General features: G+C 63.2%; 22 protein-coding genes. 12 read left to right on the top strand and 10 right to left on the bottom strand.

Annotation, left to right across the window (positions count from 1 at the left end; genetic code table 11):
* Nucleotides 1-63 precede the first annotated feature (63 nt).
* Nucleotides 64-582: a DUF6101 family protein gene (locus IVB23_RS16455; RefSeq protein ID WP_247804267.1), complete on the bottom strand. Its 519-nt coding sequence runs from the start codon at nt 580-582 to the stop codon at nt 64-66.
* 264 nt (nt 583-846) lie between these two features.
* On the opposite strand from IVB23_RS16455, the gene IVB23_RS16450 reads away from it, so the two are divergent.
* From IVB23_RS16450 to lpxK, 6 genes are read left to right on the top strand one after another with little or no spacing between them, the layout of a single operon-like run.
* Nucleotides 847-2,229: a TldD/PmbA family protein gene (locus IVB23_RS16450; protein WP_197968932.1), complete on the top strand. Its 1,383-nt coding sequence runs from the start codon at nt 847-849 to the stop codon at nt 2,227-2,229.
* On the top strand, nt 2,216-3,034 hold the full coding sequence (locus IVB23_RS16445; protein ID WP_247804265.1) for a 3'(2'),5'-bisphosphate nucleotidase CysQ: 819 nt from the start codon (nt 2,216-2,218) through the stop codon (nt 3,032-3,034). Before IVB23_RS16450 ends, IVB23_RS16445 begins: the two co-directional genes overlap by 14 nt.
* Nucleotides 3,035-3,094: 60 nt before the next feature.
* A complete protein-coding gene (locus IVB23_RS16440) occupies nt 3,095-3,337 on the top strand; it encodes a DUF4170 domain-containing protein (RefSeq protein WP_061877384.1) in 243 nt (80 codons plus the stop codon).
* Nucleotides 3,334-4,053, top strand: a complete 720-nt coding sequence (locus tag IVB23_RS16435; RefSeq protein ID WP_061877385.1) for a lysophospholipid acyltransferase family protein — start codon at nt 3,334-3,336, stop codon at nt 4,051-4,053. Before IVB23_RS16440 ends, IVB23_RS16435 begins: the two co-directional genes overlap by 4 nt.
* Entirely contained in the window at nt 4,046-5,362 is a 1,317-nt protein-coding gene (locus IVB23_RS16430) for a 3-deoxy-D-manno-octulosonic acid transferase (protein ID WP_247804264.1), read from the top strand. The genes IVB23_RS16435 and IVB23_RS16430 overlap by 8 nt, the downstream gene beginning before the upstream one ends.
* Complete coding sequence (lpxK, locus tag IVB23_RS16425; RefSeq protein WP_247804262.1) at nt 5,355-6,371, top strand: tetraacyldisaccharide 4'-kinase; 1,017 nt, start codon at nt 5,355-5,357, stop codon at nt 6,369-6,371. The genes IVB23_RS16430 and lpxK overlap by 8 nt, the downstream gene beginning before the upstream one ends.
* 193 nt (nt 6,372-6,564) lie before the next feature.
* Here lpxK and IVB23_RS16420 read toward each other — a convergent pair whose 3' ends face one another.
* Nucleotides 6,565-6,762, bottom strand: a complete 198-nt coding sequence (locus IVB23_RS16420) for a hypothetical protein (protein ID WP_061877388.1) — start codon at nt 6,760-6,762, stop codon at nt 6,565-6,567.
* 458 nt (nt 6,763-7,220) lie between these two features.
* Between IVB23_RS16420 and IVB23_RS16415 the strand changes: the two genes are divergently transcribed.
* Nucleotides 7,221-7,532 carry a hypothetical protein gene (locus tag IVB23_RS16415; protein WP_247804919.1) on the top strand — a complete coding sequence of 104 codons (312 nt, stop codon included), beginning with the start codon at nt 7,221-7,223 and terminating at the stop codon, nt 7,530-7,532.
* 16 nt (nt 7,533-7,548) lie between these two features.
* Here the strand turns inward: IVB23_RS16415 and IVB23_RS16410 are convergent, their stop codons facing one another.
* Nucleotides 7,549-7,776 (bottom strand): DUF2093 domain-containing protein, encoded by a 228-nt coding sequence (locus tag IVB23_RS16410; protein WP_247804260.1) that lies wholly within the window; start codon nt 7,774-7,776, stop codon nt 7,549-7,551.
* 195 nt (nt 7,777-7,971) lie between these two features.
* On the opposite strand from IVB23_RS16410, the gene IVB23_RS16405 reads away from it, so the two are divergent.
* The gene (locus tag IVB23_RS16405) at nt 7,972-8,763 is read left to right on the top strand and encodes a dienelactone hydrolase family protein (RefSeq protein ID WP_247804258.1); all 792 of its coding nucleotides are present in this window, start codon (nt 7,972-7,974) and stop codon (nt 8,761-8,763) included.
* Between the two features lie 201 nt (nt 8,764-8,964).
* Nucleotides 8,965-9,114 carry a hypothetical protein gene (locus tag IVB23_RS16400; RefSeq protein WP_162832052.1) on the top strand — a complete coding sequence of 50 codons (150 nt, stop codon included), beginning with the start codon at nt 8,965-8,967 and terminating at the stop codon, nt 9,112-9,114.
* A gap of 137 nt (nt 9,115-9,251) precedes the next feature.
* On the opposite strand, the gene xseA is transcribed toward IVB23_RS16400, so the two are convergent.
* The 6 genes from xseA to IVB23_RS16370 form a co-directional block, all read right to left on the bottom strand.
* Nucleotides 9,252-10,874, bottom strand: a complete 1,623-nt coding sequence (gene xseA, locus IVB23_RS16395; RefSeq protein ID WP_247804257.1) for an exodeoxyribonuclease VII large subunit — start codon at nt 10,872-10,874, stop codon at nt 9,252-9,254.
* A gap of 605 nt (nt 10,875-11,479) precedes the next feature.
* Nucleotides 11,480-12,343, bottom strand: coding sequence for a peptidoglycan-binding protein (locus IVB23_RS16390; RefSeq protein WP_247804255.1), 864 nt, complete (start codon nt 12,341-12,343; stop codon nt 11,480-11,482).
* Between the two features lie 461 nt (nt 12,344-12,804).
* A complete protein-coding gene (locus IVB23_RS16385) occupies nt 12,805-13,161 on the bottom strand; it encodes a helix-turn-helix domain-containing protein (RefSeq protein ID WP_247804253.1) in 357 nt (118 codons plus the stop codon).
* A gap of 112 nt (nt 13,162-13,273) precedes the next feature.
* Nucleotides 13,274-14,095 (bottom strand): hypothetical protein, encoded by an 822-nt coding sequence (locus IVB23_RS16380; protein ID WP_247804252.1) that lies wholly within the window; start codon nt 14,093-14,095, stop codon nt 13,274-13,276.
* 1,228 nt (nt 14,096-15,323) lie between these two features.
* Nucleotides 15,324-15,950 (bottom strand): hypothetical protein, encoded by a 627-nt coding sequence (locus tag IVB23_RS16375; RefSeq protein ID WP_247804251.1) that lies wholly within the window; start codon nt 15,948-15,950, stop codon nt 15,324-15,326.
* A gap of 552 nt (nt 15,951-16,502) precedes the next feature.
* Nucleotides 16,503-17,543, bottom strand: coding sequence for a DUF4917 family protein (locus tag IVB23_RS16370; RefSeq protein WP_247804249.1), 1,041 nt, complete (start codon nt 17,541-17,543; stop codon nt 16,503-16,505).
* A gap of 255 nt (nt 17,544-17,798) precedes the next feature.
* On the opposite strand from IVB23_RS16370, the gene purD reads away from it, so the two are divergent.
* The gene (purD, locus tag IVB23_RS16365; protein ID WP_247804248.1) at nt 17,799-19,082 is read left to right on the top strand and encodes a phosphoribosylamine--glycine ligase; all 1,284 of its coding nucleotides are present in this window, start codon (nt 17,799-17,801) and stop codon (nt 19,080-19,082) included.
* A gap of 205 nt (nt 19,083-19,287) precedes the next feature.
* On the top strand, nt 19,288-20,193 hold the full coding sequence (locus IVB23_RS16360; protein ID WP_247804247.1) for an alpha/beta hydrolase: 906 nt from the start codon (nt 19,288-19,290) through the stop codon (nt 20,191-20,193).
* On the opposite strand, the gene IVB23_RS16355 is transcribed toward IVB23_RS16360, so the two are convergent.
* The gene (locus IVB23_RS16355) at nt 20,190-20,648 is read right to left on the bottom strand and encodes a nucleoside deaminase (RefSeq protein WP_131869425.1); all 459 of its coding nucleotides are present in this window, start codon (nt 20,646-20,648) and stop codon (nt 20,190-20,192) included. The genes IVB23_RS16360 and IVB23_RS16355 overlap by 4 nt on opposite strands.
* Nucleotides 20,649-20,767: 119 nt before the next feature.
* Between IVB23_RS16355 and IVB23_RS16350 the strand changes: the two genes are divergently transcribed.
* Nucleotides 20,768-22,747 (top strand): pseudouridine synthase, encoded by a 1,980-nt coding sequence (locus IVB23_RS16350; protein WP_247804245.1) that lies wholly within the window; start codon nt 20,768-20,770, stop codon nt 22,745-22,747.
* Nucleotides 22,748-22,792: the final 45 nt, after the last annotated feature.

The raw sequence follows: 22,792 nt of genomic DNA, 5'->3' as shown, positions 1-22,792 counted from the left end.
TCGCTTTCCATGCGGACAGAAGTTGGTGGGTTACGCCTACGGCTAACCCACCCTACGGCACCTTCAATTCCTCGCAATGATCTCGCGTTCTTCGCGATGAACGGGCAGCTCCCGCGCAATACCCATGCGCCGGCGCATCAGGAATTTCGGGCGGCGGGCGCGGATCGCGTTGGCGCGGCGACGGCGCGGCGCGGGCTTGCGGGCGCCTTCGTCGAGCTGCGGTAGCGCGAAGAGCTCGCTCCAGATCGCCCAGGCTTGCGCGATCTCGTCGGCATCGGCGCCGACCAGCAGCGGAATGGACAGCGAGGGATCGCGATGCACGAGGACGAGCGTCTGCACTTCGTCATTGCCGCGCAAAGCGACGCCGGTGAAGTCGGCAACGCGCACGTTGATCGCCATCTGCATGCCGCGGACGGCACGGCGCAGCACGACACGCTCGCGATGAAGCTCGATCTGCCTGACATGTCCGTCGGCGCGCGGGTCATGCGCATCGAAGCGGACCGGAAGGGAAAGGGGGTCGAGCCGCAAGGAGCGGCTCGACCCGGCGGGAGTGATCCCGCATGTTGCTGTTTGACGCCTCACGGCTTTAGTTCTCCCCGCCGGGATTATGTTCCCGGTCGATGCGAGGACCTTAGCGCGGCCCTTTCCGAAACCGCTTAAAAAGCCTGGTTAACCCACCGTCACCGCTGCTCATGATTGACAAGACCTTGGCGCGCATGATTGACGAGACGTTGCGCCGAAGTTGCGAATCTGAGCTTTTGGCAGGCTGAAAATGCTTGAAGTCCGCGCCGTCAGGGCACATCTGTGGGTTCCGGTCCCGAACCCCGCCCCAACAGGATTTCGTTTGTGAACTCTTCACCAAGCTCGACGACCACCCATCGCGACCTGTTCGATCAGTCCGCGCTCTCCGATCTCGCGCAGCGGCTGGTCGAGGCGGCGAGGCGCGCCGGTGCGGATGCGGCCGATGCGGTCGCGGTGCGCGGCGTCTCGCAAGGCGTCGAGGTCCGCGACGGCCGTGTCGAGGAATCCGAGCGGTCGGAGGGCGACGATGTCGGCCTGCGGGTGCTGGTCGGCCAGCGCCAGGCGGTGGTCTCGACCAACGACGTCAGCGGCGATGCCGTGACCAAGCTTGCCGAACGCGCGGTCGCGATGGCGCGCGTGGCGCCCGACGACAAATATGTCGGCCTCGCCGATCCCGCCCTGCTCGCGCGCGATTTCCCCGATCTCGACCTGCTCGATCCCGATGTGCCGGCGACCGCCGAGCTCGAGCGCCGCGCGCTCGCGGCCGAAGCTGCGGCGCTCGGCGTGAAGGGTGTGACCAAGTCCGGCGGCGCCTCGGCTTCCGCCGGCATCGGCGGCATGGTGCTCGTGACTTCGACCGGCTTCCACGGCTCTTACCTCCGCTCCAGCCAGGGCATTTCCGCCACCGCCATATCGGGCGAAGGCACCGGCATGGAGCGCGATTACGACTTCACCTCGGCGCCGCACGGCGCCGATCTGTTGTCGCCGGAGACGGTCGGCCGTTCCGCCGGAGAGCGCACCGTGGCGCGCTACAATCCGCGCAAGGTCGAGACCTGCAAGGTGCCGGTCGTGTTCGATCCGCGCGTCGCGGGCTCGCTGGTCGGCCACCTCGTCGGCGCCATCAACGGCGCCTCGATCGCGCGCAAGACCAGCTTCCTGAAGGACAGGCTCGGCCAGCAGCTCTTCGCCAAGAACATCCGCATCATCGACGATCCCTTGCGCAAGCGCGGCCTGCGCTCGCAGACCTTCGATGCCGAGGGCGTCGCGGTGAAGAGGACCGCGCTGGTCGACGACGGCGTGCTGACGACCTGGCTGCTCGATTGCGCCACCGCGCGCGAGCTCGGCCTCGCCACCACCGGCCATGCCCATCGCGGCGTCTCCTCCTCGCCGTCGCCCGGGCCGTACAATCTGCATCTCGAGCCCGGAACGCCGACTCCTGCTGAATTGATCTCGGATATCAAACAGGGCTTCTACGTCACCGATCTGATCGGCTCCGGCGTCAACGGCGTCACCGGCGATTACAGCCGCGGCGCCTCCGGTTTCTGGATCGAGAACGGCGAGATCACCTATCCCGTCAGCGAAGTCACGATCGCCGGGCATCTGTTCGAGATCTTCAAGTCGATACAGCCCGCGAACAATCTCGAATTCCGCTACGGCATCAATGCGCCGACGGTGCGCATCGAGGGTTTGACGCTTGGCGGACGCTGACGCGCACTCTCTGGGCGAAACCATTCTGGCCCGCGACGCGGCGCTGCTGAAGGCCACGGTGCGGGAAGCGGGCGCGCTCGCGCAGTCGATGTTTCGCACCGAGCTGCGGAAGTGGACCAAGGGCGCGTCCTCCCCGGTGTCGGAGGCCGACATCGCGGTCAACGATCTCCTCGAGGCGCGCCTGCGTGCGGCGACACCCGACTATGGCTGGCTGTCGGAGGAGAGCGCCGACGATGCGGCACGGCTGTCGCGGCGGCTGACATGGATCGTCGATCCCATCGACGGCACGCGCAATTATCTGGGCGGTCATGACGAGTGGTGCGTCAGCGTGGCGCTGGTGGAGGACGCCTCGCCCGTTCTCGCCGCGGTGTTTGCACCAGCGAGCGACGAGTTCTTCTTCGCGGTGCGCGGCCAGGGCACGACGCTCAACGACAAGCCGGTGCGGGCGACGTCCGGATCCGAGCTCGACTTCGCCCGCGTCGCCGGCCCGAAGCCCCTGGTCGAGCGGCTGAAGCCGTCACTCGGCGAGATCAAGCTGCATCGGCGAATCGGCTCGCTGGCGCTGCGGCTGTGCCGGGTGGCCCATGGCGCGCTGGATGCGGCTTTTGCGGGGGGCAGCAGCCATGATTGGGACCTTGCGGCGGCCGATTTGATCGTGCAGGAAGCGGATGGTAGGATGAGCGACCTCTCCGGAGAACCCATCCTCTATAACCGCCGGGAAGTGGCGCACGGAGTGCTGGTGGCAGCGGGACGCGATCGTCATGCGGGCATTGTCGCGCATTTTCGCAACCGTCCCTTGGCCTGAAGCGCTTCGTCGTGCTTGTCGGACACTGCTTTGCCGGGCAGCCCGCTAGGAACAGAACTCATGCCAGATAGTGCCCCGCAACAACTGCTCCACCTCGTCATCGGCGGCGAACTCGTCGATCTCGAGCACAACGTCTTCAAGAATCTGGACGACGTCGACATCGTCGGCCTCTATCCGAACTACGCCGCCGCCCACGCCGCCTGGCGGGCCAAGGCGCAGAGCACGGTCGACAACGCACAGATGCGCTATTTCATCGTCCATCTCCACCGGCTGCTCGACCCGAATCAAGAACCGGCGCGTTGAAAAGACTGCTTCGCAATACGCTGCGAAGCAGCTGGTTTCAGCGTGCCGTCGGGGTCCTGGCGGCCGAATATCTGCGTCTGGTCTGGCGGACCAACAAATTCACGTTGGATCCCTCGGACGTCTATGGACGCGTCGAGCCGCAGCTCCCCGCGATCTTCGCGTTCTGGCACGGCCAGCATTTCCTGACGCCCTTCATCAAGAATCAGGACAAGGCCTCCTATCGGGCCAAGGTCCTGATCTCGCGCCATCGCGACGGCGAGTTCAATGCGATTACGGCCGAACGGCTCGGCATCGGCACCATCCGCGGCTCCGGCGACCACGGCGGGGCGTTCCATCGCAAGGGGGGTGTGGGCGCCTTCAAGGAAATGGTGCGGACGCTCCAAGGCGGTTGTAATGTCGCGTTGACTGCCGACGTCCCCAAGCGCTCGCGCGTGGCGGGGCTCGGCATTATCATGCTGGCACGGGAATCGGGACGGCCGATCATGCCTTTCGCGATGGCGACCAGCCGCTTCGTCCGGCTCAAGAACTGGGACCGCACCACCATCAATCTGCCGTTCGGGCGCGGCGCATTGGTCGGCATCAAGGAAATCCACGTTCCCGCAGATGCCGACGCCGCCGCGATGGAAGCGTTGCGGCAGGAGCTGGAAGACACGTTGAACGAAGCGACCCGCCGCGCCTACGCCCAACTCGGCCGTCCGGGACCGGAAGATGCCTAAGTCGCTGCCTATTGCGTTGCCGATCACGCTGCGGATGTATCGGCGCCTGGCCTCCGGCCTGGTGCCGCTTGCGCCTGCACTGATCAAGCGGCGGTTGAAGCAGGGTAAGGAGGATCCCGCGCGCGTCGGCGAGCGGCGGGGGCTGTCCCGCGACGTGCGGCCGCATGGCCCGCTGGTCTGGATCCACGGCGCCAGCGTCGGCGAGGTGCTAGCCGCCGCGGCGCTGGTCGGGCGCCTGCGCGATCTCAATCTGCGCATCCTGCTCACCTCGGGCACTGTCACCTCGGCGGCGGTGGCGGCAAAGCGCTTTCCGCCTGACGTGATCCATCAATACGTACCGTACGACTCTCCGCGCTATGTCGCGCGCTTCTTCGATCACTGGAAGCCGTCGCTGGCGCTGTTCATCGAATCCGACCTGTGGCCGAACCTGATCCTCGCCGGCGCGGCGCGCCGGGTGCCGATGGTGCTGATCAACGGACGGATGTCGCCGCGCTCCTTCCCGCGCTGGCGGCGCATGCACGGCACCATCTCGGCGCTGCTGTCGCGGTTCGACATTTGTCTTGCGCAGTCGAAGACCGATGCCGAGCGCTTTTCCGCGCTCGGCGGCCGCGACGTCGTCACCACGGGCAATCTCAAGCTGGACGTGCCGGCGCCGCCGGCCGATCCCGCAAAGCTCGAACGGCTGATGGCGATGACGCGCGGGCGTCCGATCATCGTGGCGGCCTCGACCCATCCGGGCGAGGACGAGATGCTGATCGCCGCGCATCGCAGCCTCTCCGGTTTCTTCCCGCAGCTTCTCACCGTGATCGTGCCGCGGCATCCGGATCGCGGCTCCGCGATCGCAGGCCTGGTCACGTCCTCCGGCATGAAGCCCGGCTTGCGCTCGCGCGAGGAACTGCCGACGGCCACGACCGACGTCTACGTTGCCGACACCATGGGCGAGCTCGGCCTGTTCTACCGTCTCTCGCCGATCGTGTTCATGGGCGGATCGCTGATCTCCCATGGCGGCCAGAATCCGATCGAGGCGATCAAGCTCGGCGCGGCGATCGTCCACGGTCCGCACGTCTTCAACTTCGCCGACGTCTATGGAGCGCTCGACGGCAGCGGCGGAGCGCGCCAGGCCGATACGCAGGAGGCGCTGGTCAAGCAGCTCGGCCTGCTCCTGGCCGAGCCGATGGTGCGCGACAAGATGCAACGCGCCGGCTCAGGCGTGGTCGAGCAGCTCGGCGGTGCGCTCGATCGCACCATGACCGCGCTCGAGCCGTATCTGCTGCAGTTGCGGATCGAGATGGGGGCCGCGAATGCGTGAGCCGGCCTTCTGGTACCGGCCACATTCCCCGCTATCGCATGTCCTCCTTCCGCTGGGTGCGCTCTACGGCGCCGTCACCGCATGGCGCATGCAGCGCGACGGCGTGGACGCCGGCATTCCCGTGATCTGCGTCGGCAACTATCATGTCGGCGGCGCCGGCAAGACGCCGACCGTGCTGGCGCTGACGAAGCTGCTTCGCGAGCTCGGCGAGACGCCTGTCGTGCTCAGCCGCGGCTATGGCGGGCACCTGAAGGGCCCGGTGATGGTCGACCGCGCCCGTCATGCCGCGGCCGACGTCGGCGACGAGCCCCTGATGATGGCGCGCGACGTCCCGGTCGCAGTCGCGCGCGACCGCCTCGACGGCGTCGCGCTGGCGAAATCGCAGGGCGCCACCGTGATCCTGATGGATGACGGTTTCCAGAATCCTGGTCTGTTCAAGGACGCGTCGCTGATCGTGATCGACAGCGAGCGCGGCCTCGGCAACGGCCAGGTGTTTCCCGCGGGCCCCCTGCGCGCGCCGTTGCAGGCGCAGCTCGCGCGCACCGACGCGCTGGTGCTGATCGGCGATGGCCGTGCCGCCAACGATGTCGCGGCCGAGCTTGCCAAGCGCGACAAGCCGGAGCTGCGGGCACGCCTGAAGCCGGCTGCGGCCTCGCTCGTGCAGCTGACCGGCAAGCGGGTCTTCGCGTTCGCCGGCATCGGCGACCCCGAGCGCTTCTTTCGCACGCTGCACGCCAGCGGCATCGCGGTCGCGCGCACGCGCGCCTTCGCCGACCACCACTCGTTTTCGGAAGGCGAGATCGCGGCGCTCGCAGCGGACGCGCAGCGCGAGCAGCTCACGCTGGTGACAACAGAGAAAGACCTTGCACGCCTGCGCGGCCGCGCGGACGTGCCCGAGGGCATCGTGCCATTCGCCGTTCAGCTCGAGTTCGACGAGCCGGCAAAGCTGCGGCAATTGATCAGCGATCATCTCTACAGGGCGCGCGAGCGCAGATTTTCCAGGCGCTGATCTCGTCGGTCCCGTAGGGTGGGTTAGCTCTGCGACTGCGCGAAGCGAAGTCGCAGGGCGTAACCCACCGACTTCGTCCCGCATTCGCCGATCCATGGTGGGTTACACTGAGCAGATGCGCTTCGCACATCTGCCCAGCTAACCCACCCTACTGCACCTGCCATGCGGGAGTGATCGCCGGTCTTGGGCCGCTTCAGTTCGGCATGCCCTGACCGGTCTTGCGGTGTGCGTCCGCTCCCTCATCGTCGCCCTGCTTCGCAGGATGATGATCCGCTTCGAGAGTTTCGGAGCGTTTAGCCGCGATCAAAAGCTGTTTACGCATCTCGGCGAGACGGGCGCGGCAATATTCACGATAGAGCAGGTCCAATATGGCGGGCATGATCACCCCCATCGTTTGACTCTCAATTTACAGATATTCCACCGCGAATTTTCGGGATGATCATAGCCCGCCAGATGGCTCTTCGGTATGAGCCCGTTCACAGACTGTGCCAATTCCGAAGCTTGAGCGCTGTTCGGTTTGATCTGATCGCCTGTGCGAAAAAGGAACAGCGCTGATTACCTAACATGCACTTTAGCAGCGCTCTGTTTCGCCGAGACTTCGTCAAACAACTCAAGGGCGCCGAACGGCAACGAAGAATCCACCACAGCGCGAAATGACTCGCCGTGGAGTGCACGCAACTGTTCGATGCAACTCGGAGCGGCACGGAGATCACGGCTGCGAGATCAGGCACGCAAACATCGTCGGGACGCGAAGCACTCATCCCCGTGCTGGGTCTTCTCGGTCCCGCAGGTCATTCAGGCGGCATTCATCGCAAGACTTCTATCGGTTCGGGCGATCGGGAGAATGCGATGAAATTTCCGTCTGCGACTGTCGCCGCCAGCCTTGTGTGTCTGATCATTGCGCCTGTGTTTGCTGCGCAGACGACGCCGTCCGCTGCTCCAGCAGCGACGGTGCCGGTTCCCGCCACCAAGCGGGTCGCGTGCCTGGCTACGACGCAAAGCCTGAAGGGGCAGGACAGGCGCGACCAGCTGCAGCTCTGCATGGCGCAGGCGCGTGTCGATTGTCTGAAGCAGGCGATCGATCAGAAAATCGTCGGAGAGGCCCGGAAGGATTTCATCAAGACCTGCGCAGGCTCGTCGGATGGCACGGCGCAGCGATAGCCGCGCGCCAAGGGCCTTACGGCTGCGGCTTCAGCGCGCCGGGGAAATGCCGCTGCAGCACCGCGACGGGTGTGGCGTAGGCCTCCTGCAGATCCACGCTCCAGTACTTCAGCTCGTCGAGCGGGATCCGCGTGTCGGTGATCGCGCAGCGCACGAAAGTCCCCGGCGAGATCACGCGGAAATCGCCGTCGAGATACTGCACCTGCGCTTCGCTATGGCCCGAGGGGCCGAACTTGTTCAGCACGGTCGAAAGTCTCCGTGGAAGGCCCCTCCCAGGAAGAACCCTGGAGGGCACGATGTGTTGGCTTGGATGTAGCATAGATAGGGTGGCTTGTCCGCCCGTCAAACCCACCGGTTCGTGATGTTTTACCGCCGTTTCTGCGTGATAAGGTTTCGAGCGAAGGATCGCTGGTTCCGGCATCTTCTCCGGCAGAGTCCGATGCGCTTTCGACTGACCGCCCTGTTCCTGGCGCTGCTGGTATCGGCCGCGCATGCCGCGCCGGCGCCGCAGCCGGTCGATATTCCGCTCGCGTCCGGGGTCCTCCATGCGCAGCTCTACAAGCCCGAGGGCGCTGGGCCGTTTCCGACCGTGATTGCGCTGCATGGCTGCGGCGGCCTCGGCGGCCATTCCGATCCCGTGCTGCCGCGCTATCGGGATTGGGCCGAGCGCCTGCTCAAGGCCGGCAATGCCGTGCTGCTGCCGGACAGCTACGGCTCGCGCGAGCTCGGGCCGCAATGCCGCGTCAGGGAGATGCATGTCAAAGCGCGGCGCGAGCGCGTCGCCGATATCGCGGCCTCGCGCGCCTGGCTGATGAAGCAGGCCTGGGTGGCGCACGACCGCGTCAGCCTGATCGGCTGGGCCAACGGCGCAAGCGCGCTGCTCTGGGCCGTGCGCCCGCAGAGCGCAGCGCGCGATCTCACTCCGGATTTCCGCGCCGCGATCGCGTTCTATCCGGATTGCCGGATCTCGGCGGGTCTGGGGTGGAGCACGCGGGTGCCGACGCTGGTGCTGATCGGCGCCGATGACGACGTGTCCTCGCCGCCGGCCTGCCGCCAGATGGTGGACGGCGCGCGCGGCCGCAGCGCGCTCGCGCGCATCGTGGTCTATCCCGGCGCCGATCACGATTTCGACCGCGCCGCCGGCACGCAGCTGCACGCAGCAGCCGAGCATACGGACGCCGAGGCCCGCGCGGCCTCGCAGAAGGACGTCGCGCAGTGGCTGGCGCGGTGAGGCGGATGAGCGGGCCTGCCGCGCCGTAGCTCGGTAGAGCGAAGGCGGGGCCGCCCGAGGAACAAATTGGGCGGGCAGCCCCGCATCGACCACCGCCCTGCACGGAGTATGGCCGACCGGGAATCTACGGGCCCATGCCGCGCCGGTTTCGGCTGCGACCGTGCCATCATTCGACCACGATGGCGGTTAAACCGATCTCACATGCGCAACCGCATCGTCCTTTTCGCCTCCGCCCTGATCGTCTTCACCGTCGCGATCTTCCTGTTCGAAGCCCGCGCCGGCGCGCCAATGCTGGCGCCGGAACATTGCGGCTTCTGGACCACGATCGACGCGGGATTGTCGTGTAGGTAGGGCACGCCGTCTCCACACACGCCGTCATTGCGAGCGCAGCGAAGCAATCCAGAATCTCTCCGCGGAGGGATTCTGGATTGCTTCGTCGCAAGGGCTCCTCGCAATGACGAGATGAGAGAGCGCTCGTTGGTCGCTTGTCAGAACAGGCTGCCCTGATCCATCTTCTTGGCCACGCGCTTCGGCGCCGGCTTGGTCTCCTGCGCGGCCGGCTTGGGTTGCGGCGGCGCGCGCGTTCCCGCGGGGTCCGCGCGATCCGCATCCGCCGTCGCGCCGACGCGGCCATCGGCGAACTCGATCTCGACGCGCGCGCCGGGACCGATCGCGTCCGCCGCATGCAGGGGGTGGCCGGCCTCATCGCGCACCAGTGCAAAGCCGCGCGCGAGCACGCTGCGGTAGGACAGCGCCGACAGCAGCTTGCCGCTGTTCTCGACCCTTGTGTCGAGCCGGTGCAGCAGCGTCGCAAGCGCGCGCCCCGCGCGCTCGGCCAGGCGATGGGTGCGCTCGCGCTGGCGCGCAATCGCGTTGCGCTGCGCCTGCGCGTTGGAGAGCTTGGAGGCGCGCAGGCGCACCTCCAGCCCGGCAAAGCGGTCACGCCGCCGCCGCAGCAGCGAGCGCGCGGAGAGACCAAGCCGCTCGCCGCACACGGTGAGGCGATGATCCGCCTGCGATATCTGGCCGTGCAGCACCCGCAGCGTCAGCTTTGAGCTGGCGGCGGTGAACCTGCGGAAATGCGCATGCGTGTTGGCCTTGAGGCAGCGGGGCAGGGAGGCGCCTGCCGAATCCAGCCGCTGCCGCGGGATCGCCAGCAGATCGCCGGCCGCCGGCAATGCGCGCGCGGCGGCACGAAGCTCGCTGCGGCGGCTCTCCTGGGCGCGCTGCCAATAGGCGCGGGTGCGGCGGCCGAGATCGGCGACCTCGACGAACAATTCACTGCGCACCGGCACCGCCATCTCGGCCGCCGCCGTCGGCGTGGGCGCGCGCTTGTCGGCGACGAAGTCGATCAGCGTGATGTCGGTCTCGTGCCCCACCGCCGAGATCAGCGGGATCATGCTCTCGGCTGCTGCCCGCACCACGATCTCCTCGTTGAACGACCAGAGATCCTCCAGCGAGCCGCCGCCGCGCGCGACGATCAGGACGTCGGGGCGCGGAATCTTGCCGCCCTCCGGCAGCGCGTTGAAGCCGCGGATCGCGGCCGCGACCTGCTCGGCCGAGCCGTCGCCCTGCACCTTGACCGGCCACACCAGCACGCGGCGGGGGAAGCGGTCCTCCAGCCGATGCAGGATGTCGCGGATCACGGCGCCGGTCGGCGAGGTCACGACGCCGATCACCTCCGGCAGCCAGGGCAGCAGCTGCTTGCGCGCCTCGTCGAACAGGCCTTCGGCCGCGAGCTTCTTCTTGCGCTCCTCCATCAGCGCCATCAGCGCGCCGATGCCGGCCGGCTCCAGCGCCTCGATCACGATCTGGTATTTCGAGGAGCCCGGATAGGTCGTGAGCTTGCCGGTGGCGATGACCTCGAGCCCCTCCTGGGGCTTGAAGCGCATGCGGGAGTGCACGCCCTTCCAGATCACCGCCTCGATCTTGGCGCTCTCGTCCTTGAGCGCGAAATAGCAATGGCCGGAGGAATGGGCGCCGCGGAAGCCCGAAATCTCGCCGCGGACCCGGACATGGCCATAGGTGTCCTCGACCGTCCGCTTCAGGGACTGGGAGAGCTCGGAGACGGTGAATTCGGGCGCGTTGTGCAGTTGTTCCGCAGGCGGCATTGAGCAAACGATTCGGGGTTTTTGGGGTCAGGCCCGACGTTAAGGATTTTCAGCGCGGCGCGCCAGCCTCCGCCGTCATTCCGGGGCGCGCCCTCTTGGGCGCGAGCCCGGAATCCATTCCACCGCCGACGCTGCGGCCCAATGGATTCTCAGGTGCGCAATTGCGCACCATAATTCGCGCTGCGCGCGCCCCGGAATGACGGCTCGTAGGATGGGTTGAGCCCTTGCGAAACCCATCGAAATGCACGGAACTGACCGCTTTCGCCTGTATTTCTCCTGGCAACTAACATCCCCGGACCGGCGATGCTTGCGCGGGAGCATTGTTTTCAGAATGCGATCTCGAGTGAGGCTGCGCACAGATGGGCCGACTTCTTCGTGGCGTTGCTGTCCAACTTCAAAAGGGAACGGCAATGAGCCACAACTGGACGGTTCGCTGGAAGGGCCTGATATTCGCTGGCTACGGCGTGTTGATTGCACTCGTTGCGAACAAGTTTGTTTTCACGGAATTACACTAAATAGTATCAACTGCACTGGCTTGGGAATTAGTGCACTGTCACGGTAATGAGGCGATTTCTGGCACAGCCGTCCACGGCACCGGACATAGACTATGGAAGCCGGAGCAAAGTCACCCAAGGAAAACCAATGGTATCAAACTCCGGCCCAAATCTAGAACGTGTATGGCAAGCGATAGCAGTCGGGCCGACCAAAATTACTAGATGCTCATAGTTGGCGGGCTTGTCTTTCGAGGCGTATGCGATGAGATCGCCGGGTTGAAGTTTCGTCAGAATATTATGTCTTGTAAGTGGCAAATCTCTAGGCTGAAACCGGGGCCCCACCACTGTTGCCAGCTTCGCAGAAACTAGATGCGGCACCATTTCAGGTACCGTGTCTCGACCATAGGCGCCAGCTTGCTTAACGTGCGGGGCTGTCTGTAGTGGTAGGCCGCCGCCCTCAATGCTAGCCCCCGTGACCTTCATGGCCGGCGGCCGTCCGATGCAGCAAGAGATAAAGTGAGTACAATCTTCCTCTCCAGCTATAGCGCCGATCTGGCTGAATGGAAGACCGGGTGTTATGTTCACACCATTTACTGCTTTGGGATATCCGGTTTTGGTGGCTATTCGCCCGTCCGACGTGATTTTGTCATGGAACATGCGCGCGTAAATTATTGCGAACATGCGCTTGTATATCCCGAAGGGCGGAGGTGGGGCGGGGAGTTTCTTGATCACATCCATTGCTATGTTGATCAAGTTCATGGTGATCGAGCCAACAATGCCGTCACCGACAACGTTATTGCGTGACTGAAATTCGACAACCCGCGCCTTCGTCCTAACTCCGAAGATTCCATCTGTCTTGAGAAGCGCGTTCGCAGTGTCGAATTTGGGCTGCTTAAACTGGGCTATCGTATTCAGAGCGTTTTGAAGGTGTTTGACATCTTCGCCGCTCAGTCCCAAGGACAGTTGCCTTGTCATGCTCAGCCTGACCCATCTTAAGTGGTAGCGTATAATATAACATGACCTGGCTTTGCTGCCCACCATGTAATCTGGGCCTTGTCCTTGGGGCGGCACTGAGGTGTAGGCGCAAAATGCGAAGAACTCAGGCTAAGCACATCACGTCCGCTACGGTCCATTGAGCCGACCTCATGAGGGTGCAGTCGTCGAGACTTCCTTACCTGAGCTGCCGCTACTTGCTCGCTGCCCCGGTAAACGCCCTGCTGGCCGATTACCGGCGTTTACGCAAACCGCGCGTCCCTCAACCGCCCGCGCCCGAAAAACGCACAGGCGGCGCTCCCACGTAATCAAACTGGTATTACGGTGACAGTGCACTAAACTCACTGATGCTTGGAGTTCAGTGCACTGTCACCGTAAATGCGGCAGGCCCGCCAGATGGCAAAGGCGGTGCACGTCGGCGTGAGCATCGGTTGCCTCCGATGTCATGGCTTGGATGACTTCGATGATGCGGTTGCGGGCTTGCCTTGCGCTGCCGGCCGCTCCAATGCGCGCAAGGCTTGCCGAAAAAAATCGAGGTCCATCTGCTGGCGGCCCACCAGCCGTTCGAGCTCGGCGATGCGGGCATTCGCGCGCGCGAGGGCGGAGCGTTTGTCGTCGTATGTCGCCAACGGCTTGAGCTTGCGGGGGCCGGGCTTAGGTCCTCGCTTCCGGCTCAAACCATCCGGGCCATCGGCCTTCCAGGCCTTGATCCAGTCATGGAGAATCTTGCGGGAGATCCCAAGCTCGCGGGCCACAGGGAGGACGCCTTCGCCCCGCTCAACCCGCTTGATCGCCTTCAATTTGTACGCCGTCGGAAACTGACGCTTCTTTCCTCGTCCTGCCACAGGTCATCCTCGAAATGCCTGTCACTGTAATTATCGTGTCTCACTTCAGGGGTGCAGTCCATATCTGTCACCGGAACCCGGAAGCATCCGAGCCGGGATATTTCAATGTTCCTTCCGGCGTTAGGAGACTCTCGTCCGGCGGCTCAACATAAAAAGGCAAAGCTACATCAAACGCGACTGGTGCGTCCGAAACCATTTCGACGACCTCGGCAATGATCTCGGGCGAAAAATACTTGCTTAAGAGGGCGTCGAAAAATGCCTGTGCAAATTTGATGATTGCATCTGATGCGAGGTTTAGCTGCTGGTGCATCTTCTTTTGCGCTTCCACAAAGTCGTTTTCACCGATCGCCTTAAGAAGGCCGTGCACCACAACCATGTCGGAGATAAAATAGAAGCAGTTGATATTCTCCTTGGCCAAATACCAGTTCCACTCGTTGTCGAACTCCGGGTTCGCGGAAGCGGCCGCGAACGCCGTATCGATCTCCGAATTGTACGGATGATGGAAGGCGTACTGATTGCGAATGTTATTGAGGATGTTCGAGGAGCCAAACTGCTTCTGAAGCGTGGCGATAGCATCGAGACCCATAGGCCCGAGCCGCGACGCACGGTATTCCTTCCCGATCGGCTTGTTGAGGAAGCGTTTGTCGATCAATTCCCAACTCTCCGCAACAACGCCTACAAGATGCCGCACGAGAATCTGGCTCTGGGCGCCTTCGACCGTAGCCTGCACGTCTGAAGATGTACTGACATTGGTTGCGAAGACAGTGAGCTTCTTGAAAATAGCAATCTGATTGGCAGCATAACCGAGTAAGAAGAACAATGATCGTTCTTCTGTCGTCAGTTCTCGCAATCGTTCTTTGGGAAACCTGATCCGGTAAATATCGATCATCGCCCGCTCTTTCGGATCGTGCCAGTGTGGCTGGCATCCGATACATCCATTGCCCAAGTTGAGAGGCGAGCAAGACCCATCGCTTTCCTACTCCCACTCTCCGTCATCCGACTGCAAGTGACGACAAACCGCGGATGGCGCCGATCGGTCAGCTTTCGGACGCTTTGAGAAAAAGTAAGACTCCGCAACAATTCGACATGCTCCGTCAGTAACGCTAGTCCGCGCTCCACCAGATTGACGGTTAAGAAAAAGCATCCCCCGAAACGAAGTTGCGGCGGTACGCGGTCATGATGCGATCTTCTTATCACGAAACAAGTGCGATGGGTTTCGCAAGGGCTCACCCATCCCACGGGCTTCCCATATGTTGATTTCTTGTTTTATTTCAGATGCTTACCCGAAGAATTCATTTTCTACATGGTCACCGACGCGCGACCTTTGAGTGATTTAGTCGCTAATCAAACCTGTTTTCCTAAATACGAATAGGATCAACCCGAAGACTATTTGTACCGAAAGCAGTCCTAACCAGCCTGTTGTTAACGAGCTTGCACTCGCAACAGCCCAAGCAATCAGGATAACCGTGCGATCTTTCCCAAGATCCGAGACCATAGAGCTGGTGTGTCCGAGAATATCGGACACCACTCCGGTCGATTTTGGACGCAGGTTGCCCTTCACCGACTTAGGTGGCGTATTAGTTCTTCTGCTCATTTTCAGAACCGTGTGCGGGTTTGTCTACCCGCTCCCAAGTGGCACGCTCCCTAGAGCTGCCATCCCTGATTTAGTTTCCGACTCTACCGCTACTGTAGCTTCAGCAAGGTTATAAAAACGTACGGTTTTAGTGCTCCGTTACAATAAGCATTCCACTACTCACCTGCTAATTGCAACTCCGAATAGTCACGAAAAGTTCGCTGAAGCGCTTGTAGCTAGAAGATGCCAAAGGAATCCAGCTATCTATTGTTGAACGGTACAGGCGCTGTACCACTCACGATTCCAACGAGTTAATCGTCAACTCTCGGCGCCACATTCGTTTGCACCATATTGCAGGAGGTGGTGTGTCTCTGAGTCCTATAACACCTAGGGATTTCGAACCTCACCTCCTCGGGTTCAAACTGGGATGCCCGGAATCTTCCAGAACATCACAGAAAGCAACCTCTTTCGGGTGTCTGAAATTCAATCCCGCTGTAGTTGTATCTTACTGAGAGGATACCTCGTCATTTTGCCTCCTCCATACTTAGGTCGCCGTAGTCTCTGCTGGGGCAGCGGACTGAGGAGATGCAGCCTGAGCCGCAGCGGCGGCCGCCGTTTGCGCGGCCTGATGATTGGCCCAGCACTGATGGACAGCTTCGATTTCACCGTAGGCGCCAACCTCCATTAGACGTTCGATGAAGCGGCCATAGATGCCGTCTTGAACCAAGCCATGGTTTCGCATCCACTCCAACCCAGCGTTCGGATTCAGGAGCATAACGTAGTGAAACTCGCCGGACGCACCTGGCTTGGTCATGATCATCGTGAGTTCACGCAGGCGCTTCATACGCTTTCGCCAAGTGTCCGTGGCGCGCTCACCGATGAAGCCGGCTTCACCGGCGAATGTTGCCGGGTTCTCGATCGTAATGACGGGGTTATCCGGAGAGCGAGCCCAAAGGCAGAAAAGCGCGTGCCCGGCGGGCTGGCCCTTCGATTGAGCGTCGATGGCGTTCATCACGATGGGAAGCGTCCGGGGAATCGTCGTGAAACCATCGTTGGTCTTGCGATGCCATATGAAGGAAGGATCGATATTCGGGAAATGCAGGTTCATCAATTGCTGCGCGCGCTCGGCCATCTTCATGCGCTTGGCCGTCGCCTGCCGTCCGTTTGCCATCGCCAATTCTCCTGTCCATCGCGGTTCCCAGCACTTTCGCCGCCGAGCCGGATTTCCACAACGATAGGATAGGCCCGATGATCTAGCTCAACTCAAGTGCCTGAGAGACATATTGAGGCATCCGAAATGCACGGTTTCAAGGATAATGATCCTATTGAATTGCGCGAAACAGCACGCAATGGATTCCATATTGAAGCAATTACAAAGGGTTAGTTACTTTCCGGTGTGCTCGATGTGATCGCGTGCTGCACGTCCTCCGCTGTGCTCGCGGTGCTCCTGGGGTTGTAGGGGCAGAGACCCCGCTAGGCAGACTGCGATCCTGGGCCAGAGGCACACCGTTCTGATCCAAATGTCGACTGGCTCAACGGATGGGTGCGTGATGCCATCAAGCCCGCCGGCATCAGTGATTTGCGTTGCCAACCGTGCGGCCTGAGAAGAACATATGGCCGATTGCTCGTTGACGCGGGCGCGACCGGGATCACCGTGATAGTGCACTAAACCATGTCGAACGATGCTTTAGCTTTGGAGCACTGTCACGTAATTGCAGACAAATTAGCCCCACAGCTTAACAGTCGCTGCGTCGTAAAAGCGCACTTCGAGAGCCTTCTTTCTTCCGCCCGCCGGACCGCGTTCCTCGGCAAGAGCATTCGCTGCCGCAATAATGTTCTTGTTCGTCTCCGATGATGGATCGCCATATAGGCTCACAAGCAGATACGGGCAGTTGCCCTTGGCGATACACTTCAAAACGTGGCGATCATTGTCTGCAAGCGAGTGACCGAAAATGACGATAGCCGCGGTCGCTGCTTGACATCCCTCGAAACTCCTAAGCGCCTTGTGAAGGTAGGCGTTGTGCAGTATGCGTTCCAGCTTTGTGGCACTCGTTCCTTCGGCGACGAAGAGGGGGTACTTTTCTTCATCTAGCGAAGCTCTGATCTGATCGACTATTGGTTTATCGGTTTTGGACCACGTGTATTTGGTGATCTCGGAGCCCGCATCAAAGACGTGAAGAGCGCCGTGTAGGTAAGATACTGTCGCCGCGTTTCCCTGCTGCCAAGATACCCACGGGGCACCCGGATCGTCCTCCGGATGCCTAAAGCCGTCGTCGTGCCGGAATGTCAATCGGTCAACGTCGCTCTGCATCATTGTCCAATAAAGGAGCACGTCGTAGTTCAGCGTGAAAATATGATCGAATCGCGACAAGAACTTCCTGCATGCGACATACTGCTCAGGCTTGATGTCGAAAGGACGATCGGGATGTCTCTTTGCGATTGCTTTGACTAAGGCATCCTTGATCGACGCCGCATCATCCCTGAAGTCCTTCGCCAATGCAGGATCAGTGCGGCCGTATGCATCTAAGACAGTGGCCGCATCTTGCAGATGTTTGATTACAATCTCGAAGTCTTGCGTCTTCAAATTTTTGAAGAGGTCCTTGATGTGAGGCTTCGAATTGAAGTCTGCGCTATCGAACAGGGCGCCATAGGAAAAAATGTCGGGCTTTAGGGAAATGCTAAAACCGTTCCCAAGTAGAAGGTGCCTTTTGGAAAGGCCAGAAACTGATTGCATCGCATCATCGAATGAAAGAACTTTCGTCATAAATCCCTCCAAAGTGAAATGACGACAAGAATAATCTCGAGCGTGATTTAAACCTAATGTTGCGCTTTGCTCTCAAAGCACGCAAGCTCGCTCAAAGCCGCGAACCGTTCTACGCATGGCACCGCTCCTCGAATTCCGGGCTAGTGCTCTACGGTGTCCCCGCGGCATGACGGGGAGTTCGCTCCGACCCCCTTGAGCCCCACCCCGATTCGTGCGACCTCCGCCCCCAGCAAAACCCCTCATTTCGAGCCCTATATGCACATTCTCCTGCTCGGTTCCGGCGGCCGCGAACATGCTCTGGCGTGGAAGATCGCGGCCTCGCCCCTGGTGACCAAATTCTGGTGCGCGCCGGGCAATGCCGGCATCGCGAAGGAGGCGGAATGCGTGGCGCTCGATGTCGCCGACCATGCCGCGGTGATCGATTTCTGCAAGAAGAACGCGGTCGAGCTCGTGGTGGTCGGGCCGGAGACGCCGCTGGCGGCCGGCATCGTCGACGATCTCACCGCTGAAGGCATCAAGGCGTTCGGGCCGAGCAAGGTCGCGGCCCAGCTCGAAAGCTCCAAGGGGTTCACCAAGGCGCTGTGCACCGAGTTCGGCATTCCGACCGGCGCCTACAAGCGATTCACCAACGCCGACGAGGCGCGTGCCTATGTGCAGAGCCAGGGCGCGCCGATCGTGGTCAAGGCCGACGGCCTCGCCGCCGGCAAGGGCGTCGTCGTCGCGAAAACCGTGCGCGAGGCCGAGGATGCCATCGCCATGATGTTCGAGGGCGCCTTCGGCGAGGCCGGCGCTGAGGTCGTGATCGAGGAGTTTCTGCCGGGCCGCGAGATCAGCTTTTTCGCGCTGTGCGACGGCGAGACCGCCATTCCGCTGGCCTCCGCGCAGGACCACAAGCGCGTGTTCGACCACGACGTCGGCCCGAACACCGGCGGCATGGGCGCCTATTCGCCGACGCCGCTGGTGACGCCTGCCGTCCACGACGCGATCATGGCCAAAATCATCCTGCCGACGGTCGCGGGCATGAAGCAGCGCGGCACGCCGTTCCGCGGCGTGCTCTATGCCGGCATCATGCTGACGACGCAGGGCCCAAAACTGTTCGAGTTCAACGTCCGCTTCGGCGATCCCGAGTGCCAGGTCTTGATGCTGCGCATGATGAGCGACATCGTGCCGGCGCTGCTCGCCGCCTGCGACGGGGAGCTGAAGCATTTCGATCTGCGCTGGTATCCGGAATCCGCGCTCACCGTGGTGATGGCGGCGAAGGGCTATCCCGGCGACTACCAGAAGGGCACCCGCATTGGCGGGCTCGAGGAGGCCGCCAAGGTCGACAATGTCGAGATCTTCCACGCCGGCACGGTGGCCAAGGACGGAGCGATCCTCGCCAATGGCGGCCGCGTGCTCAATGTCTGCGCGCTCGGCAAGACCGTGACCGAGGCGCAGGGGCGCGCCTACCAGGCCGTCGACCGCATCGATTGGCCCGAGGGCTTCTGCCGCCGCGACATCGGCTGGCAGGCGGTGGAGGCCGAGAAGGCCAAAAACTAGCGCGTCATCGCGGACGGCGCGCAAAGCGCGCCGAGCGAGGATATCGCGGTTTGTGTCACCACCCCGCCACATCCGCATTCCAGAATATGTAACGCTCTGTTGGGGTTAGCAGCTCCCGCAAATAATACCGCTACTGTGCATGGGGTTGTTTTCGACGTTTTGTTTGTCGAGCGGCCCCGCGACCGACCAACAAGGATGCAAGAAGATGTCCGATCTCGCCGACCTCTATCCGGGCTTTGCCGCCGAATGGATCGATACCGCCTTCGGCCGCATCTTCGCCCGCGTCGGCGGCAAGGGCCCGCCGCTGCTGCTGCTGCACGGCTTCTCCGAGACCCATGTGATGTGGCACCAGGTGGCGCCTGAGCTTGCCGAGCACTTCACGCTGATCATCGCCGACCTGCCGGGCTACGGCTGGTCCGACATGCCCGCGAGCGATGCGCTGCACATGCCCTACAGCAAGCGCGCCATGGCGAAGGCCATGGTCGAGGCGATGGAGCGTCTCGGCCATGTGCATTTCGCGCTCGCCGGCCACGACCGCGGCGGCCGCGTCTCCTATCGCCTCGCGCTCGACCATCCCGGCCGGCTGTCGCGCCTCGCCGTGCTCGATATCCTGCCGACCTATAATTACTGGGAGCGGATCAACCGCGCCTATGCCCTGAAGATCTATCACTGGACCTTCCTGGCGCAGCCTTATCCGCTGCCGGAGACGCTAATTTCGAGCAATGGCGAGTTCTTCCTGCGCTTCAAGATGGCGAGCCAGACCAAGTCGAAGACGCTGGACGCCATCGACCCGCGCGCGCTCGAACACTACCTCGCCCCGTTCCGCGATCCCGCCCGGGTGCACGCGATGTGCGAGGACTACCGCGCCGGCGCCTATTTCGACTACGACCTCGACAAGGCGGATTTCGAGGCCGGCAAGAAGATCACGATCCCGATGCTGGCGCTGTGGGGCAATGCCGGCATCGCCCAGGCCGCCGCGACGCCGCTGGACACGTGGAAGCAATGGGCGACGAATGTGGATGGCATGCCGGTGGACTCGGGGCACTTCCTGACCGAGGAGAATCCTGACGCGACCGCGAAGGCGCTACGGGAGTTCTTCTCCGCGGGTTAGCGCCGCTCCCGGAAGAACTCCTTCAGCAGCCGCGCCGCCTCGCTCTCGCCGACGCCGGAGTAGACGTCCGGCGCGTGGTGGCAGGTCGGCGAGGCAAAGAAGCGCACGCCGGATTCCACCGCACCGCCCTTGGGATCGGCGGCGCCGTAATAGAGCCGCCTGATCCTTGCAAAGGAGATCGCGCCCGCACACATGGTGCAGGGCTCCAGCGTCACGTAGAGGTCGCAGTCGACCAGGCGCTCGCTGCCGATCTTCGCGGCGGCCTCGCGCAGCGCGATGATCTCGGCATGGGCGGTCGGATCATGGTCGGTCAGGGTCCGGTTGGCGGCGGTGGCGATGACCTCGTAATCGCGGACCACCACGCATCCGATCGGAACTTCGCCCGATTTTCCGGCGTTTTCGGCCGTCAGAAGCGCTAAATCCATGAAAGAAGGGGCTTTCAAGCCTCGTATCATCGCCAGAAACCTGCTACTAGCTCCGCCTTCAGCAAGAGTGGATACCGTTTTGCCTGAGCATGCGGCTCGCAGCGAGCGCGCACAATGCTCATCGCGCTACCCCCTAGGTGAGATTATTCATGCCTCGCGACAGCGACAAAGACAACGATTCCCGCGGCCGGCGAGGCCCGACACGGGGAGGTCCGCCGAAGGGCCGGTCCGGCAAGCCTCGTGGCCCCGAGAAGAAGTTCGCCAAGCGCGGCCCTGAGGGCAGGGGCGATGCCCGCCCGCCCCGTGGCGATCGCGACAGCCGCCCGCCTCGCGCCGACCGCGGGGATCGTCCGTTCCGCCGCCGCGAGGAGGGCGATGCCCCGCGCCGCGACTTCAGCGACCGTCCGAAATTCAAGCGTGACGACCGTGGCGGCGAGCAGCGCAGCTTCAAGCCGCGCGGTGATCGTCCCGCCCATGGTCGCGACGATTCCCGTCCGGCCGGTCGTTCCGGCGAGAAGAAGTTCGGCGAGAAGCGGCCCTACGCGCCGCGTGGCGATCGTCCGGAGCGCAAGTTCGAGGGCGAGCGGAAGTTTTCGCGAGGCGCACCGGATCGCAGCGACCGCCCGCGCGATCGCGGCGAGCGCAGTGATTCAAAGCCCTGGCAGAAGCGCGACGCCGCTTCCCGCGGCGATCGGCCGCCGCGCAAGGATTTCGGCGGCCGTGACCGCAGCCAGGAGAAGCCCTGGCAGAAGCGCGACGACCGGCAAGGCGGCGAGGACCGTCCGCGCTTCTCGCGTTCGCGCGACGATCGCGCGCCGGGCGATCGTCCGTTCCGCGAGCGGCCCAAATTCGATCGGCCGCGCGAGGATCGCCCCAAATTCGATCGGCCTCGTCGTGATGCCGAGGGCGAGCGCGGTGGGCGCGGCGGCGACCGTCCGAAATTCAACCGTCCACGCGAGCGCTCCGAGGGCCGCGCCGACTGGCACGAGCATCCGCGCAGCGAAGGCCGTTTCGGCGATCGTCCGCGCCGCGAAAACGAGGATGAGAGCAGGATTTTCGAGAAGCGCCCCGCCTTCGGCGGCCGCGGCGCCTATCGCCAGCGCGATCGCGATTTCGAGGGACGGCCGCGTCGCGAAGACGCGCCGAAGCCGAAGAAGGCCGGCGAGCGCATCGCAAAGGTGCTGGCGCGCGCGGGCCTTGCCTCGCGCCGCGACGCCGAGGAGCTGGTCACGCAGGGCCGCGTCACCGTCAACGGCCGCGTGATCAACTCGCCCGCGCTGGACGTGACGCAGAACGATGTCGTCGCCGTCGACGGCAAGCCGTTGCCGCCGCGCGAGCGCACGCGGCTGTTCCTGTATCACAAGCCACGCGGCCTGATGACGACGCATGACGACCCCGAGGGACGTCCGACCGTGTTCGACAACCTGCCCGAAGGCCTGCCGCGCCTGATCAGCGTCGGCCGGCTCGACTTCAACACCGAGGGCCTGTTGCTGCTCACCAACGACGGCGGGCTCGCGCGCACGCTCGAACTGCCCGACACCGGCTGGCTGCGCCGCTACCGTGTCCGCGCCCATGGCGACGTCACCCAGGCGCAGCTCGACGAGCTCAAGAACGGCATCGAGATCGAGGGCGTCAAGTACGGCCCGATCGAGGCGACGCTGGAGCGCGACCAGGGCGCCAATGTCTGGCTGGTGTTCGCAATCCGCGAAGGCAAGAACCGCGAGGTGCGCAACGTCTGCGCCCATCTCGGGCTCGAGGTGAACAGGCTGATCCGGGTCTCCTACGGCCCGTTCCAGCTCGGCGAGGTCCCCGAGGGCCAGGTCGAGGAGGTCCGCTCGCGCGTGCTGCGCGAGCAGCTCGGCGACAAGGTGATCGAGAAATCGGGCGCGCAGTTCGATGTGCCGCAGAAATCGTCTGCGGCCGATGACGATGCGCCCCGCGAGAGCAAGCCTGCCAGCAAGCGCGCCGTGATCAACGACCGCAAGGGCCGTCGCGTGCTGGTGCAGCGGACCGGCAGCGAGGAGGCGCGCGAGCGCAATGAGGAACAGGCCAGCGGCTACGGCCCGCCGCGCCGTCCCAAGCGCGGCTATCACGGCAAGCGCGACCTGACGCCGCGGGACGGCGAGTAAGCTTCAATGCTCGGAGCGACGCCGACACCGCGCAACAGGTCGTCA

This window comes from Bradyrhizobium sp. 191 (assembly GCF_023100985.1).
GTDB lineage: Bacteria > Pseudomonadota > Alphaproteobacteria > Rhizobiales > Xanthobacteraceae > Bradyrhizobium > Bradyrhizobium diversitatis.
The sequence above is the reverse complement of the archived record's forward strand: the minus strand, read 5'-3'. Positions and strand labels throughout refer to the sequence as shown.

What these genes read in the sequence shown, in the direction of transcription:
- IVB23_RS16415 (WP_247804919.1), top strand. Translation starts at nt 7,221, where the DNA reads ATGAAATTTCCGTCTGCGACTGTCGCCGCCAGCCTTGTGTGTCTGATC.
- IVB23_RS16355 (WP_131869425.1), bottom strand. Translation starts at nt 20,648, where the DNA reads ATGATACGAGGCTTGAAAGCCCCTTCTTTCATGGATTTAGCGCTTCTG.
- IVB23_RS16430 (WP_247804264.1), top strand. Translation starts at nt 4,046, where the DNA reads ATGCCTAAGTCGCTGCCTATTGCGTTGCCGATCACGCTGCGGATGTAT.
- IVB23_RS16370 (WP_247804249.1), bottom strand. Translation starts at nt 17,543, where the DNA reads ATGACGAAAGTTCTTTCATTCGATGATGCGATGCAATCAGTTTCTGGC.
- purD (WP_247804248.1), top strand. Translation starts at nt 17,799, where the DNA reads ATGCACATTCTCCTGCTCGGTTCCGGCGGCCGCGAACATGCTCTGGCG.
- IVB23_RS16360 (WP_247804247.1), top strand. Translation starts at nt 19,288, where the DNA reads ATGTCCGATCTCGCCGACCTCTATCCGGGCTTTGCCGCCGAATGGATC.
- IVB23_RS16390 (WP_247804255.1), bottom strand. Translation starts at nt 12,343, where the DNA reads ATGACAAGGCAACTGTCCTTGGGACTGAGCGGCGAAGATGTCAAACAC.
- IVB23_RS16350 (WP_247804245.1), top strand. Translation starts at nt 20,768, where the DNA reads ATGCCTCGCGACAGCGACAAAGACAACGATTCCCGCGGCCGGCGAGGC.
- IVB23_RS16420 (WP_061877388.1), bottom strand. Translation starts at nt 6,762, where the DNA reads ATGGGGGTGATCATGCCCGCCATATTGGACCTGCTCTATCGTGAATAT.
- IVB23_RS16440 (WP_061877384.1), top strand. Translation starts at nt 3,095, where the DNA reads ATGCCAGATAGTGCCCCGCAACAACTGCTCCACCTCGTCATCGGCGGC.
- lpxK (WP_247804262.1), top strand. Translation starts at nt 5,355, where the DNA reads ATGCGTGAGCCGGCCTTCTGGTACCGGCCACATTCCCCGCTATCGCAT.
- IVB23_RS16380 (WP_247804252.1), bottom strand. Translation starts at nt 14,095, where the DNA reads ATGATCGATATTTACCGGATCAGGTTTCCCAAAGAACGATTGCGAGAA.
- IVB23_RS16405 (WP_247804258.1), top strand. Translation starts at nt 7,972, where the DNA reads ATGCGCTTTCGACTGACCGCCCTGTTCCTGGCGCTGCTGGTATCGGCC.
- xseA (WP_247804257.1), bottom strand. Translation starts at nt 10,874, where the DNA reads ATGCCGCCTGCGGAACAACTGCACAACGCGCCCGAATTCACCGTCTCC.
- IVB23_RS16400 (WP_162832052.1), top strand. Translation starts at nt 8,965, where the DNA reads ATGCGCAACCGCATCGTCCTTTTCGCCTCCGCCCTGATCGTCTTCACC.
- IVB23_RS16375 (WP_247804251.1), bottom strand. Translation starts at nt 15,950, where the DNA reads ATGGCAAACGGACGGCAGGCGACGGCCAAGCGCATGAAGATGGCCGAG.